The organism is Brevibacterium paucivorans (genome assembly GCF_016907735.1).
GTDB lineage: Bacteria > Actinomycetota > Actinomycetes > Actinomycetales > Brevibacteriaceae > Brevibacterium > Brevibacterium paucivorans.
The window spans coordinates 466,501-480,629 of the sequence record NZ_JAFBCP010000001.1 but is presented as its reverse complement, the minus strand read 5'-3'; the positions used below and the strand labels follow the sequence as shown (position 1 = coordinate 480,629).

Below are 14,129 nucleotides of genomic sequence, written 5' to 3'. Positions count from 1 at the left end.
TTGTCGACCTTCTGATTCCGCGCGCATGCGGCGGGTGCGGTTGTGAAACTGTGTCCCTGTGCAGGGCTTGCGTCAGAAGCCTCGACACCGACCCAATCTCCTCCATGCCACGGTACGGAACCGTCAAAGCCTATGGGGCAGGGCCGTACGAGGGTGTGATGCGGAATGTTCTCGTCAACTACAAAGAACACGACCGTCGCGATTTGGGCCCAGTTCTGGGTCTCATGCTTGCGCGTGCAATAGCAAGCGCTTTGGACGACGCTCCTGTAAGTTCGGCGCCGGTACTCGTGGTTCCAGTCCCGGCCCGGGTCACCTCGGCACGGAAACGCGGGGGCAACCACGTGGAGGTGCTTGCCCGCAATGCCGCCGAACACTTCATCCGCGACGGTTTTCCACTGCGCGTCGCCCCGGTGTTGGCGGTCCGTGGCCGTGGCGATCAGGTGGGTTCCGGGGCGCACGGGAGGCGCCGGAACGTGCGGGGGACGCACCGTATTTCCCACCCCGAGGTCGTTGCCAAGTGGCCGCGGGATGTTCGGGTGATCATCGTGGACGACATTGTGACGACCGGAGCGACCGTGGCGGAGTCAGCGCGAGTTTTGCGCGAATCCCACATAGATGTCACTGCTGTTGCGAGTATCGGGATTACGGGCTCAGATAATAGAAACTGCGAAGAAAATAGGGAAGAATGAACTATCACCATTTATGGTGATCAGTTTTCGAGGTGCAAAGGAGAGCATCGTGGACATCGTAGTCAAAGGACGCAACGTCACCCTTTCTGAGAGCTTCCGGGCGCATGTAGAGGACAAAGTCTCCAAAGTTGAACAGCTCGCACCTCGCGCCCTCCGAGTTGAAGTTGTTCTCACACACGACCCCAACGTGCGCCAGCCAGAAAACACTGAGCGTGTTGAAATTACGGTGATTGCTAAAGGGCCCGTGTTGCGCGCAGAAGCCACGGCATCCGATAAGTACGCTGCCCTGGACCTTGCGTGGGCCAAACTGCTTGAGCGTTTGCGTCGCGCACGGGACCGCCAGAAAATTTCGCGCCAGGGTAAGCACCGGAACGCGTCAACCGCTGAAGTTCTTTCGCAAATGGAAGTCATTGACCCTGTGATTCCCGCTGAGGGTGAAGCAGAGCAGCGCGAAGCTCAACAGGACCAGCAGAACGTTGACCACACGGGTGGCCGTGTCCCGTCAGAAGGTGACTCACCTGTGGTCTTGCGTGAAAAGACCTTCGCTGGAACTCCCGTTGCGCTCGATGAAGCGATTAACCGCATGGAGATGGTTGGGCACGACTTCTACCTCTTTATCGATGAGGACTCCAAGAAGCCATCGGTGGTCTACAAGCGACGTGGATGGAGCTATGGCGTCATCGCCTTGGACCCTGAAATGACTGAAGAGTAACAAACGCGCATGTGGCCGGCCTGAGAGCCGGCCACATTGTGTGTTCACCGTTCAACCGCGCTAAACTGAGGCGCGGATTTATCATGCGGTAAATCGTCCACCTACCAGTCGAGGAGAATCGTGGCCAATATCCTGGAGAAGTTGCTCCGGAGGGGTGAAGGACGCACACTCAAAAAACTGCGTAACTACACCACGGCGATCAACGATCTGTCGGAAGAGTTCGAAAAGCTGTCAGACACCGAACTACGCGAAGAGACAGATCGGTTTAAAGAACGATTCGAAGACGGTGAATCGCTGGACTCAATTCTTCCCGAGGCGTTCGCGGCTGTCCGTGAAGCGAGCTCCCGTACGGTGGGGCTCAAGCACTACGACGTGCAGCTCATGGGTGGTGCCGCTCTGCACTTGGGCAACATTGCTGAAATGAAGACCGGTGAAGGTAAGACACTGGTTGCGACTGCTCCGGCGTATCTGAACGCTTTGACTGGGGGCAGTGTTCACGTAGTGACCGTGAACGACTATCTGGCCAGCTACCAGTCTGAACTGATGGGGCGCGTCTTCCGTTTCTTGGGAATGGAAACGGGGTGCATCCTCTCTCAGCAAACCCCCGACGTACGTCGTAAGCAGTACGCCGCCGACATTACATATGGCACCAACAACGAATTCGGTTTCGACTACTTGCGCGACAACATGGCGTGGACTGCAGACGACAAGGTGCAGCGTGGCCACGCGTTCGCGATCGTCGATGAGGTCGACTCGATTCTGATTGACGAAGCGCGTACACCACTGATCATTTCTGGCCCGTCCGAAGGTGACGCTGACCGGTGGTACGGCGACTTCGCGACCGTGGTGAAGCGTTTGAAGCGCGACCGCGACTACGAAGTCGACGAAAAGAAGCGCACCGTTGGTGTCATGGAAGCCGGTATCGAGCGGGTGGAAAACTACCTGGGTATTGGCAACCTGTACGACGAATCTAACACTCAGCTCATCAGCTTCCTGAACAACTCGATTCGCGCAAAGGAACTGTTCACACGCGACAAGGACTACGTGGTTCTTGACGGTGAAGTACTCATTGTTGACGAACACACGGGACGTATTCTTAAAGGTCGCCGGTACAACGAAGGTCTGCACCAGGCAATTGAGGCTAAGGAAGGTGTGAAGGTTCAGGCCGAGAACCAGACTCTGGCCACCATCACATTGCAGAACTACTTCCGCATGTACGACAAACTGTCCGGAATGACCGGTACTGCGGAAACCGAAGCGGCAGAATTCAACTCCACGTACAAACTGGGTGTTGTTCCGATCCCTACCAACAAGCCCAACCAGCGTGTTGACCACACCGACATCGTGTACCGCAACATGGAAGTCAAGTTCAACGCGGTTGTCGACGACATTGCCGAGCGCCACGAAGAAGGTCAGCCCATCCTGGTGGGTACCACCAGCGTGGAAAAGAGCGAATACCTGTCACGCTTGCTGGCCAAGCGTGGAGTCCGCCACGAAGTGCTCAACGCCAAGCACCACGAACGCGAAGCTGCGATCGTTGCACTTGCAGGCCGTAAGGGTTCGGTCACCGTGGCCACCAACATGGCCGGTCGTGGTACCGACATCATGTTGGGCGGTAATGCCGAACACCTTGCCGTTGCCGAAATGGAAAAGCGCGGTTACAACCAGCACGAGGACCCCGAAGCGTACGAAGAAGCGTGGCAGGACGTCCTGGCTGAGATTGAAGAGCGCGTAGAAGAAGAAGCCAAGGAAATACGTGAACTCGGTGGTCTGTATGTTCTGGGTACCGAACGTCACGAATCACGCCGTATCGACAATCAGCTCCGAGGTCGTGCAGGCCGTCAGGGTGACCCGGGTGAGTCGCGATTCTACTTGTCGCTGACCGACGACCTGATGCGTCTGTTCGGCGCCAATGCAGCCGAGCGCATCCTGACCATGACCAAGGCGCCAGAAGACGAACCACTTGAGTCGAAGCTGGTGACCCGTGCGATCTTGTCCGCTCAAACGCAGATCGAACAGCGCAACGCCGAACAGCGTAAGAACGTTCTCAAGTACGACGACGTCCTCAACCGCCAGCGCACGGTGATCTACGGTGAGCGCAACAAGGTTCTTGAAGGTGAAGACCTCGACGAGCAGGTTTCGAACTTCCGCGAAGACGTTGTGAAGGCGTATGTCAACGGTGCAACGGCTGGAAGCCCAGAAGACTGGGACCTGGACGCACTCTTCAGCGCTATTGGTGAACTGTACGAACCCACGATCACGGCTGAGGAACTCATCGAAGATGCCGGTGGTAAGACTTCACTGACCCGCGACAAAGTGTTCACTGAGCTCTTGTCTGACATGGAAGTTGCGTACGGTGAACGCGAGGAACAGCTGGGCGAAGAAGGCGCCCGCGAAATGGAGCGTCGCGTGATCCTCAGCGTAATCGACAAGCGTTGGCGCGATCACCTGTACGAAATGGACTACCTCAAGAACGGTATTGGCCTGCGTGCAATGGCGCAGCGCGATCCTCTTGTGGAGTATCAGCGTGAAGGCTTCGACATGTTCAACCAGATGCAGGAAGGCATCAAGGAGGACGTCGTTCGCTTGACCAACACGCTGGAAGTCAAGGTGACGGTGAACCCGGGTAAGGACCTAGAGGATCCATCGGACGACTTTGTTGAGGTCGAAGCGGAAGAGCTCAAGCAGAAGAAGACCAGGTTGCTTTTGTCTGCGCCTTCCGAAGACGGCGGTACCGAAGTCACCCCTGACGACGAACCCAAGGACGAAGCTCCAAAGAACCGCCAGCAGCGCCGGCAGGCCAAGAAAAAGAAGAAGCGCTAGGCAGTACTCGTTGCGGTGAAGCTCGACGCGAGTGAGCTTCACACAATGACGAGCTCGTGGAGGATCCACCGTCCGGAGGTGCTCTCCAGGCGTAACGCGACCGCGCGTCGCCGATCTGGGCTCATGATGTTGACGCTTGCTTCAACCACGTTTGCGCGCAAGTGACACACCCTCACGGCTCCCGGCGAGATGCGGGTTGCTGGGGCAGGGCGTGTGCGGGCAAGTTTGGTGCGCACCTGCGCGAACGTGCGTAAGCGGTCGATAAGTTCTGGAGTGGCCCATCTGACGAGCGTTGAAGCAGAGCGTCGCCCTTGCATGATTTCAACGCAGGCGACGGCAAGCGCGGTCACGACATTGTCGACACCGCTTGTTTCTGTGCGTGGCTTGCGTGGTGTTGCAGGTGTGGGCCTGGTGTGAGATGTGCGCGCGTGCGGTTTGCGAATAACGGGCGCTTCGAGTTGTGCGGTCATGGCACGATCAGTTCCTGTCCGGGGAAGATCAAGTTGGGGTTCTTGCCTACTGTTGAGCGGTTCGCTTTGTATAGCGCGTCGGGGTCGACTTTCATCTTTTGTGCAATTTTCGACAGTGAGTCGCCTTTACGAACGGTGTAGGTGCGCTTCTCCTTGGGCGCTGGTTCCTTCTTATGCTCAGTGTTCTGATTAGGTGTTGGTTTCTCCTTGGGTATGGGTTCGCTCTGCTGCGACGGTGACTGTGCAGGTGCCACACTTTCCCGAGGTCGTTCAGAGTTGGTCGTGGGCCACGTAGGTGAGGGCAGTGCAGGTCCGGGTGTTTCCACATGCGGTGACGGCAAGGTGCTGGTGGGCCAGATCGGTGACGGAGTCGCTTGTTGTGGTGCCTCAGCGACAGGTGAAGATGGGGCGCTTGTGGGCCACATAGGTGCCGCGGTGGCATGTGTTGCACTTGCGATGACGAGTCCTACAGCAACAGCGATGCCTTTCTTAAAGTGCGAAGGTGCCAGCCAGATCGCAAGTTGCGAAAGGGTGTGGCCCAAACTTGGCGCGAACCGGCGAACGCATGAAGCGATGACCACGGTGAAGACGGCAAGCTGAAGCCGGATACCCGCAACGATTGCTAAGCACACGCAGGCAGCGATGAGCATCATGCTCACGTCACCTGACTGAATCGCGTCTAGAGCGTGCTGGTGCCAGACGGCTGCCATGAAACAGAGAGCTGCGTGAGCCGCTGAGACTCCGATTATTCGATGAAGCATGTTTCCTCCTTGAAACATCAATAATTAACTATACCCATGGAAGGTAATTAAAAGTCAATAATGTTCGAATAAGGATTATAAGAGTATGGCAGTATGACGGTATGACAGATCGGTGGGATCAGCTTTTCGACGACATGGCGGCGCAGGTCGATGCCAGTGATGCGCATGAGCGCATGGGGCAGCAGGCCGATCTGGTAGAAGAAGCGTTCGCTGAGCGAAGCCTGGCGGAAAGACTTTCGGGTGCGCAAGGCAAAGCAGTCACGCTGTGGGTGGAAAAGCGTGGCATCGGAGGGGTCGTCGACAGATGTGGTAAATCGTGGGTCGTGTTGTCGCAAGAGTCACGCACCGTCTTGGTCATGCTCGCTCATGTGGAGCTGGTGCGAATGACGTCGCGCGTACATAGTGAGCCAGGGATGATGAGCCCGATGTCAGTTCTACGCGCTTGGGCTCGAGAGCGAATTCCCGTGCGGGTGGAGTTTGCTGGTGGTTTCACCGAGGGGAGTATCGACGCCGTGGGGAGCGACTATGTGCAGTTGCGTTCAGGCAGAGAATTCGATGTTGTGCCGCTTTCGGGGATTCACGCCGTATGGGCACTTCCCGAATAGTGGGCTATGAGAGCGATTCGACTTCTTCCTGAGTCTGGCGATACATGCGTTGAATGTAATCTTCCAGCTCTCCTTTTTCGACGCGCCACTGTCCGCGCCCACCTACTTTGATCGCGCGAAGTTCGCCTGAGCGGACTAAGGCGCGAGCTTGTGCGATCGAAACGCTCAAGATTTCCGCGACATCGGTCAAGGGTAGAAAACGAGATTCTACAGCCATGAGGGTTCCCTTTCATGTGAAGCGTACGTAGAATAAATGTAATTAGATAAAGAAGTACTATTTAGTATCAAATACTACCATTTGACACCAAAGTGCTGTACACCCTCATGTAGTTCAACGGAGAACAACCATGAAAGAGTCGCCCCGGTTTACCCTTCCACGTATGCGTGATCCGCGTGTGCTTGTGGGAATCATCCTCGTTATCGTTTCTCTCTTAGGCACATGGGCAGTTGTCACTCGCGTAGCTGACACCATCACCGTGTGGGCGGCGTCTAAGCCACTCGCGTCCGGTAGTACCATTGACCAGGACTCACTCACCGCAGTGGAAGTGCGACTCCCGGATACAGAAGAGAAGTACGTGCGCGCAGATCAGTCATCACCAGTGGGTATGACCGTCACAGGGGCAGTCGCAGCGGGGGAACTGGTGCCCGCCTCGGTCTTGGTTGATCCGGCTCACTTGGATGGCCGTGTGATTGCCCTGGATATCCCAGGTAGCCTTCCCCAAGCAGTTCAAACCGGGGCGTTCGTCGACGTGTGGGCCACTGATGTCAAGAACGACGAAGCCCAACCCATAGAAGTGCTGTCACGTGCCCATGTGCATGCGGTAGGGCGAGACGAAGGTGGCTTCACATCGACGGCTGACACACGTATCGAAATCTTTGTTCCCAACGGCAAACTGGAACACGTACTCGAAGTCATCGCGACGGATCACCGGGTGTCAATTGTGGCGTACCCCAAGGAGTCCTCATGACCATCAACGTCATTGTGGCGGTAGACGTGGAGTTTGAAGCGCAACTCGTCTCCGTGCTCAACGATTTGGACGGGGTCTCAGTTCAGGCGAGACCCGCGGATGAAACTGAGCTTCTTGCTGCCGTTGTTGCGGGAACGGGCGACGTGGTAATTCTGGGCGAATACTTCACAGGCGCCGACCGTGAGCTCGTCCGCAGAGTGCGCGGAAACTCCGGAAAAGTCCTGGGGTTTGGCGAGGCCGAATCGGCTGTCACAGCGTGGGATGTGGACGAACACGTGTCGCCATGGGCATCGCCCAATGAACTTGCTGCGGCGCTCCGTCGTGTATCGGCATCCGTGAAAGCCCCACCCAAACCGGATTTCGCCCCAGTGCCTTCCAACAAAGCGAACGGGAAAATCATTGCCGTGTGGGGGACTGGTTCAGCGCCGGGACGCTCAACCGTCGCAGCGAATCTGGCTCATGCGCTCTCACAGCAGGATTCCACGGTTCTTGTCGACGCCGACACCGTGAACTCTGTTCAAGCCGCGCTTTTAGGGGTCTTGTCGGACACTCCTCAACTGGTTACCCTGTGTCGACATGTCGAGGGTCTTACCGCGAACACCATTGAAGAGTCCGTCACAGTGATCGAGCCGCGCTTCCATGTTGTGACAGGTCTGTCGCGGGCAATGCGGTGGCCGGAAGTGAAACCGGCGCATCTGGCCGAGGTGTTACAAGCCTTGCGCTCCCACTACACCTGGATCGTGGTGGATGTTGCCGACCGGATCGACCCCGACGACGATTTTGCCGACCCGTTTTATGACCGGCACAGCGCAACTCGAGTCGTGTTGAACAGCGCAGACCACACGGCTGTTGTGGGGACAGGGGATCCCATGGGGCTCAAGCGTCTCGTTGAGCTTCTCGATACCGACCGCATCCGCAACCTGCCCGATTTCACCACCGTGATCAACCGGGTGCGGGCAAGCGCAGTTGGGCAGGCACCAGAGAAGACGATTTCGGCCACACTTGCCAAGTTTACGCATGTCAACGACCCAGTTTTCATTCCCGAATCCCTCAAAGACGTCGACCGAGCGGTACTTGCCGGACGCACGGTCACGGAACTGACACCTCGGGCGCCCTTTTCCCTAGCCATCACAGAACTTAGCGAGCGGTTTGCGCCACGCCGAGCGGAACCTTCGCGCGCACGGCGCCGAAAGCGGAAGATGACAGTATGAGCGTTCGAGCGTACTTCCCACTGACAGTGTCCGAATTCCACTCTTGGCCCAACATCACACCCTCGATCGGATTTACCCCACACCCGCGCACCCACGGACTCAAAGGCGACGCGCTCGACGAAGTCGAATGGCTCGCCATGGCCTATGCGGCAGCGGCCTTGGAAGAAGAAGCAGCACGCACCGGCGAAGGGCGCGTGGTCCTAGCCGCCGACATCCCCGCACCCACGAACACAACCGAGGCCGGGGGAGACGTGTTGGCGTTTGAACCGGCACAGTTCGATCCGACCAAAGTCGTGAGCGCCCACATCGACGACCCGGATGAGCTGGGTCGGCTCACCGACGGCGCTCAAAACAACTTGGCTGTTCTGCGCGAAGCGTCGCTGGTGTGGTACGACGCTTCAGAGTTTGGCGAGCTTATCGAGCTGACGTCGAAGTAGTTTGCGGGCGGTGGGTTCAGCTTTTCCTTCGAGCATGGAGCCCACGAACGGGACTTTGATTGACAGCGTGGCATCGACCGTGACGGTCGACGAACCGTCCTTGCCTTCAACGGCGATATCGGCTTCTACCGTGGCAGGGGCGCCGGGTGCATGTGCCTTGTACGTGACGGTTCCGCCACTGTCTTGTGCAACCGGGACTTGAGCTTCATGTTTAATACGCAGTCCGGGCGTAACGAACTGCGAAAACTGAGAAGGAACCTGGTCCTTGTTCACGGGACTCGACACACGTATATGCCAACCCGAGTTCGCGTCACCTTCGCGAGTGAACTCGAAATCCTTCTCTTTCCAGAACTCCTCAGAGGCGAGTATTTCGAGGAGTTTTTCAGGCGAGCGGTCGTAGTTTTGTTGCATGCGAAAGGACTTCATGATGCAAGTGTTGCACGTCAGAGTTATTTCTGACGAAGACCCGGCTGAATACTTCGAACCAGACACACATTCGGCGTAAGGTAGAAACAAGTTCAAGGATGAACAAGTGGAAACAACCCTACATAAGAGGTGAAAAAGTGACCGAGGTCTACCCGGCCGAGATCGCCCAGGAATGGCACTCATTGACAGGGCACACCCCGCCCGCCAATCTGCTTGAAACCTACTACCCGCGCATTGCTTCTTCGGACTTCGAAACCTACGGGGCTAAAACCCTCGCTGCCGTAGCTGTCCGTCACTGGGAAGTAGCCGCACAGTACACCGGTGAACAAGCGGTCATCGACATTCACAACCCAGAGTCCTCTGACCCTGACTACTCCGGTAGCCGCACCGTTATTGACATCGTCGTCCGTGACATGCGCTACCTGTTGTCGTCACTGACCTCGGACCTTACAGGAGAGGGGTACGCCCTGCGGGCAGTTCACCACCCGCAGGTCATCACGTCACGGTCGGGTGAAGACATCCGCATCATCGCGCCCCAAGGGGCGGCACACACCACCCAGACAACGACCTCGGTCCTTCCCATCATCAGCGCCGACGTCACTAAAGAAGACGAAGCACTGGAGTCCTGGACCCACATCGAAATTGATGCGATCCCGGAATCCGAGTTCGGTGCGTTGCGCGAAAAGATTTCGCAGACACTCGAGTTCGTTGAGGCAGCAGACCGCGATCGCGATGACATGGCAGCCAAAGCCAAAGAGATTGCAGCAGAGTTGCGCAACCAGCCTCCGGGTATCGACCTGCGTTCGGAAGCTGCTCAAGCCGCCGACCTTCTGGACTGGTTGGACGGGCGCTTCGCGTTCATGGGCTATCGCGAGTACCACTTGGAAAACAACGGCGAAACCACCTCTCTTGAGCCGGTTCCCGGAACCGCCCGGGGTATTAGCGCTCTGCGTGAGCCAAAAGCGTCGCCACTGTCGCGCGCGGTCGCGTCACACGCCTCGGACCGTCACGTCCTGGTGCTCACAAAGGCGAACTCACGCTCCAAACTGATTCGTCGCGGATTCCTGGACTACCTGGGAATCAAAATGTTCGACGAAAACGGTCGCATCATCGGTGAACGCCGTTTCGTGGGTCTGTACACGTCGTCAATGTACACGGCATCAGTCCTGACCATCCCAGTCGTGCGCGAAAAGTGTGAATGGATCCTGCGCGAATCCGGCATTTCACGCAACACCCATTCCGGTGACGAGCTGGTGTCGATTCTTGAAACGTATCCGCGTGACGACATGTTCCACGCTGACAAAGAAGAGATCCTCGACATTGCCATGTCGGTGGTCAACCTGCAGGAAAAGCGCGAAGCTTCTGTGTTTATGCGTCGGGACACCTACGAGCGTTACGTGTCCATCCTGGTCTATGTTCCACGAGACTTGTACGACACGGCGTCTCGGACTCGCGTTGAAAACGTGCTTCGCGAACTGTACCGGGCTAGCAGTGTCGACTTTGACGTGTTGCTCTCTGATTCGGCCCTTGCGCGCTTGCACTTCGTTGTGCGTGTCAACCCCAAGGACTTGCTGCCGGACATTCCGCCAGCTCAGGTATCGAATCGGATCCGTGGCGCCTTGCGTTCGTGGAATGAAGATGTACACGAATTCTTGTCGCCATCGTCAGAGCGTTTGAGCCACGCCGTAGCGCAACGTGGAGGGCTGTGGGGTCAGGCTTTCCCACCGTCCTACCAGGACGATTTCACTCCGCACGACGCGGTTGCCGACGTTCAGCGTTTCGAATCCATGGAGAGCGACGAAACGCCGTATGTACACGTCACGCGTGCGAAAGGCTCGTCCGGCCGTCGCATTCGACTGGCGCTTTACCGCTTTGAGCCAGCCAACTTGAGTGACATCTTGCCGTACATGGCTAACTTGGGTGCCGAGGTCGTTGATGAGCGTCCGTACCACCTGGAACTTGCCGACGGGACCAGCAGGTACATTTACGACTTTGGTCTGGAATTCCCACAGGACGTTCCCGAATCTGACTTCGAGCGCTTTGAAGACGCGTTCAAGGCAGGCTGGCAGGGTAAGCGCGAGCACGGTCGTATGGACAAGCTCATTGTGGCTGGTCTGTCGTGGCAAGACGTCGCGTTGTTGCGTGGTTTCTCGCACTACCTGCGTCAGAGTGGCTTCTCCTTGTCCGAAAAGAACATGGGTGACGTCTACTCCAGCCACCCGGAGATCTCGCGTCTGTTGGTTGAGCTGTTTAACGTCAAGTTCGACCCGGACTTCACTGGAGATCGTGAGAGTGCGGTCGAATCGAAGACAGAAGAAATTTTTGAGGCGTTGGCGCAGGTGTCTTCCCTGGACGCTGACAGGATTTTGCGTGCCACCGCCGAGGTGATCGCAGCTACCGTACGCACCAATGTGTTCCAGCGTGATGAGAACGGGCAACCACGACGAGCAAACGTCTTCAAGATCAAGCCGGAGCTTCTCGAGTTCAGTCCCAAGCCTCGTCCGGCTTTGGAAATGTTCGTGTACTCGCCGGAAGTCGAAGGTGTTCACTTGCGGTTTGGTCGTGTGGCTCGTGGTGGTCTGCGCTGGTCGGACAGGCGCGATGACTTCCGCACCGAAGTCCTGGGCTTGGTTAAGGCTCAGATGGTTAAGAACGCGCTCATTGTGCCTACGGGAGCTAAGGGTGGTTTCTACCCTAAGCGTCTGCCGGACCCAGCCCTGGATCGCGAAGCGTGGGGTGCAGCTGGACAGGCTGCGTATGAAGTGTTCATCAACGCGTTGCTGGACGTTACAGACAACTTGGTAGTCGAAGACGGCCAGCAAAAGACCGTGTACCCTGAGCGCACGGTTCGCTACGACGAAGACGACACGTACCTGGTTGTCGCAGCCGACAAGGGGACAGCGCGGTTCTCGGACGTTGCGAACAAGATCGCTGTTGACCGTGGCTTCTGGCTACAGGACGCTTTCGCTTCTGGTGGTTCCACGGGTTACGACCACAAGGCGATGGCGATTACGTCCCGAGGTGCGTGGAAGTCGGTTGAACGTCACTTCCGTGAACTGGGTGTCAACACTGCTACCGACGACTTCACGGCCGTTGGTATCGGTGACATGAGCGGTGACGTGTTCGGTAACGGTATGTTGCGCTCCGAACACATCCGTTTGGTAGCTGCGTTCGACCACCGTGACATCTTCATCGACCCGTATCCTGACGCGGCCACGTCGTATCAGGAACGCAAGCGCTTGTTTGAGCTGCCACGCTCCAGCTGGCAGGACTACAACCGTGACCTGATTTCGGCCGGCGGTGGGGTTTTCTCGCGGTCAGCAAAGTCGATCGAAGTGTCGCCCGAAGCAGCTGAAGCTTTGGGAATGCGGGCAGGTTCTTACACGGCGCCTGAACTGATTCGTGCAATTCTGTGCGCACCAGTTGACCTCGTGTACAACGGCGGAATCGGTACGTACATCAAGTCCCAGGACGAAACTCACGCACAAGTGGGTGACAAAGCGAACGACTCGGTTCGTGTCAACGGAGCAGACCTTCGTGCCCGGGTAGTGGGCGAAGGTGGAAACCTCGGTGTGACTCAGCTGGGTCGTATTGAAGCTGCGTTGAACGGTCAGAAGATCAACACGGACGCTGTGGACAACTCGGCCGGTGTGGACTCATCTGACCATGAAGTCAACATTAAGCTTCTGTTGTCCACGCTGATTGAGCACGGGCACTTCCCTGCAGACGAACGCGTGAATGTCTTGGAGTCGATGACTGGCGAAGTCGCCGATCTGGTTCTGTCAAACAACTACACACAGAACGCGGCCATGGGCGAGGCGCGGAGCAACAGCCTGCGTCTGAACGGAACCCTCAGCCGCATGATGAAGTACCTGGAAAGCCATCAACACCTGGATAGGGCGGTTGAATTCTTGCCAACCAGCAAGGAACTCAACAAGCGCGTGTCAGAACGCGGAGTGGGTCTTACCTCGCCTGAACTGGCTGTTTTGCTTGCGTACGTGAAGATGAACGCGGCCGATGCGATTCTCGAATCGGACGTTCCAGACGAACCGTTCATGAAGAAGCATGTCCTGCAGTACTTCCCTCAGACACTGACAGAGAAGTACGGCGACCAGCTCACAGCGCACCCGTTGTTCCGTGAAATTGCAACTGCGCGCCTGGTTAACCGCATGGTTGACCGAGGTGGTCTGACCTATATCTTCCGCCTTGTGGAAGAGACAGGGGCCTCGATTCCGCACATCGCTCGCGTGTTTACTACGGTGAGTGAAGTGTTCGACCTCGAGGAACACTTCCAAGAAATTTTCGCTCTGGACAACAAGGTCGACACCGATACGCAGGTTGCCCTGCAGAACAACTACATTCGTCTGCTTGACCGTGCTTCGCGGTGGTTCGTCAACCAGGCACCAGACTTCTTCGTGGTCGAAGACGAGATCGAGCGTTACCGACCAACGATTACAGAACTGCGTCCGCAACTGCCGACCTTGGTACGTGGAGGCGACCGCGACAAGCTCGAGGGCCGAGTCGGCGACTTTGTGCGTCGCGGAGTCCCCACCGACTTGTCGTACCGTGCTGCGGGAATGCTCGACGAGTACGCGTTGCTTACTGTTGCACAGCTTGCGGCTACGTCGGAGACGGATGCTGATGAAGTGGCCGAAATCTACTTCGGTGTGACTGAGCTGATCCACGGGGTCAAGATCTTGGAAAACATCGGTGCTCTGGATCGCTCGTCGCGTTGGACCGCATTGGCTCGCGGAGCGCTTCGCGATGACTACTACCAGGCGGCCGCTGCGATCGTGGATGCGGTTCTGAGCTCTACACAGTCGGATAAGGTCACCGCTCAGGATCGTTCCGACGATCGACTTGCTCAATGGCAGGTACACAACGAAACGTCCTTGCGGAAGGTTCGCGAAACAGCTGATGAGGTCCTGTCGCTTGAACATGTTGACCAAGCGCCTCTGTCGGTGCTGTTGCGGATGATCCGTTCGCTGGTACGTTCGACCGTGTACCAATCCCAATTGGACTAGTTG

The 14,129-nt window shown here is 57.1% G+C and carries 12 protein-coding genes; 8 read left to right on the top strand and 4 right to left on the bottom strand.

What is annotated here, in order from left to right; genetic code table 11:
* Nucleotides 1-104: 104 nt before the first annotated feature.
* The 3 genes from JOE56_RS02340 (at nt 105) to secA (ending at nt 4,224) form a co-directional block, all read left to right on the top strand.
* A complete protein-coding gene (locus JOE56_RS02340) occupies nt 105-689 on the top strand; it encodes a ComF family protein (RefSeq protein ID WP_204514653.1) in 585 nt (194 codons plus the stop codon).
* A 49-nt stretch (nt 690-738) separates the two neighbouring features.
* Complete coding sequence (gene hpf / locus JOE56_RS02335) at nt 739-1,401, top strand: ribosome hibernation-promoting factor, HPF/YfiA family (RefSeq protein ID WP_338028610.1); 663 nt, start codon at nt 739-741, stop codon at nt 1,399-1,401.
* 120 nt (nt 1,402-1,521) lie between these two features.
* Complete coding sequence (secA, locus tag JOE56_RS02330; RefSeq protein WP_204514651.1) at nt 1,522-4,224, top strand: preprotein translocase subunit SecA; 2,703 nt, start codon at nt 1,522-1,524, stop codon at nt 4,222-4,224.
* 38 nt (nt 4,225-4,262) lie between these two features.
* Here secA and JOE56_RS02325 read toward each other — a convergent pair whose 3' ends face one another.
* Nucleotides 4,263-4,694, bottom strand: a complete 432-nt coding sequence (locus JOE56_RS02325; RefSeq protein ID WP_102237588.1) for an Rv3235 family protein — start codon at nt 4,692-4,694, stop codon at nt 4,263-4,265.
* Nucleotides 4,691-5,455 carry a LysM peptidoglycan-binding domain-containing protein gene (locus JOE56_RS02320; RefSeq protein ID WP_204514650.1) on the bottom strand — a complete coding sequence of 255 codons (765 nt, stop codon included), beginning with the start codon at nt 5,453-5,455 and terminating at the stop codon, nt 4,691-4,693. Before JOE56_RS02320 ends, JOE56_RS02325 begins: the two co-directional genes overlap by 4 nt.
* 101 nt (nt 5,456-5,556) lie before the next feature.
* On the opposite strand from JOE56_RS02320, the gene JOE56_RS02315 reads away from it, so the two are divergent.
* Nucleotides 5,557-6,060 carry a hypothetical protein gene (locus tag JOE56_RS02315; protein WP_204514649.1) on the top strand — a complete coding sequence of 168 codons (504 nt, stop codon included), beginning with the start codon at nt 5,557-5,559 and terminating at the stop codon, nt 6,058-6,060.
* A 4-nt stretch (nt 6,061-6,064) separates the two neighbouring features.
* On the opposite strand, the gene JOE56_RS02310 is transcribed toward JOE56_RS02315, so the two are convergent.
* The gene (locus JOE56_RS02310; protein WP_102237590.1) at nt 6,065-6,277 is read right to left on the bottom strand and encodes a helix-turn-helix domain-containing protein; all 213 of its coding nucleotides are present in this window, start codon (nt 6,275-6,277) and stop codon (nt 6,065-6,067) included.
* A gap of 163 nt (nt 6,278-6,440) precedes the next feature.
* On the opposite strand from JOE56_RS02310, the gene JOE56_RS02305 reads away from it, so the two are divergent.
* Genes JOE56_RS02305 through JOE56_RS02295 form a run of 3 tightly spaced genes read left to right on the top strand, consistent with a single transcriptional unit; the run spans nt 6,441 to nt 8,676 of the window.
* Nucleotides 6,441-7,028 carry an SAF domain-containing protein gene (locus JOE56_RS02305; RefSeq protein WP_204514648.1) on the top strand — a complete coding sequence of 196 codons (588 nt, stop codon included), beginning with the start codon at nt 6,441-6,443 and terminating at the stop codon, nt 7,026-7,028.
* Complete coding sequence (locus JOE56_RS02300) at nt 7,025-8,239, top strand: CpaE/TadZ family protein (RefSeq protein WP_204514647.1); 1,215 nt, start codon at nt 7,025-7,027, stop codon at nt 8,237-8,239. The genes JOE56_RS02305 and JOE56_RS02300 overlap by 4 nt, the downstream gene beginning before the upstream one ends.
* Nucleotides 8,236-8,676, top strand: coding sequence for a DUF6912 family protein (locus JOE56_RS02295; protein WP_204514646.1), 441 nt, complete (start codon nt 8,236-8,238; stop codon nt 8,674-8,676). The genes JOE56_RS02300 and JOE56_RS02295 overlap by 4 nt, the downstream gene beginning before the upstream one ends.
* Here the strand turns inward: JOE56_RS02295 and JOE56_RS02290 are convergent.
* Entirely contained in the window at nt 8,638-9,102 is a 465-nt protein-coding gene (locus JOE56_RS02290; RefSeq protein WP_204514645.1) for a DUF2505 domain-containing protein, read from the bottom strand. The two genes, JOE56_RS02295 and JOE56_RS02290, sit on opposite strands and share 39 nt — an antisense overlap.
* Before the next feature lie 98 nt (nt 9,103-9,200).
* On the opposite strand from JOE56_RS02290, the gene JOE56_RS02285 reads away from it, so the two are divergent.
* Nucleotides 9,201-14,126, top strand: coding sequence for an NAD-glutamate dehydrogenase (locus JOE56_RS02285; RefSeq protein WP_204514644.1), 4,926 nt, complete (start codon nt 9,201-9,203; stop codon nt 14,124-14,126).
* Nucleotides 14,127-14,129: the final 3 nt, after the last annotated feature.

Excerpts from the sequence above, each read along its gene's own strand:
- JOE56_RS02300 (WP_204514647.1), top strand. The coding sequence starts at position 7,025 with ATGACCATCAACGTCATTGTGGCGGTAGACGTGGAGTTTGAAGCGCAA.
- JOE56_RS02295 (WP_204514646.1), top strand. The coding sequence starts at position 8,236 with ATGAGCGTTCGAGCGTACTTCCCACTGACAGTGTCCGAATTCCACTCT.
- JOE56_RS02305 (WP_204514648.1), top strand. The coding sequence starts at position 6,441 with ATGCGTGATCCGCGTGTGCTTGTGGGAATCATCCTCGTTATCGTTTCT.
- JOE56_RS02285 (WP_204514644.1), top strand. The coding sequence starts at position 9,201 with ATGAACAAGTGGAAACAACCCTACATAAGAGGTGAAAAAGTGACCGAG.
- JOE56_RS02310 (WP_102237590.1), bottom strand. The coding sequence starts at position 6,277 with ATGGCTGTAGAATCTCGTTTTCTACCCTTGACCGATGTCGCGGAAATC.
- JOE56_RS02290 (WP_204514645.1), bottom strand. The coding sequence starts at position 9,102 with ATGAAGTCCTTTCGCATGCAACAAAACTACGACCGCTCGCCTGAAAAA.
- JOE56_RS02315 (WP_204514649.1), top strand. The coding sequence starts at position 5,557 with ATGACAGATCGGTGGGATCAGCTTTTCGACGACATGGCGGCGCAGGTC.
- JOE56_RS02320 (WP_204514650.1), bottom strand. The coding sequence starts at position 5,455 with ATGCTTCATCGAATAATCGGAGTCTCAGCGGCTCACGCAGCTCTCTGT.
- JOE56_RS02325 (WP_102237588.1), bottom strand. The coding sequence starts at position 4,694 with ATGACCGCACAACTCGAAGCGCCCGTTATTCGCAAACCGCACGCGCGC.
- JOE56_RS02340 (WP_204514653.1), top strand. The coding sequence starts at position 105 with ATGCCACGGTACGGAACCGTCAAAGCCTATGGGGCAGGGCCGTACGAG.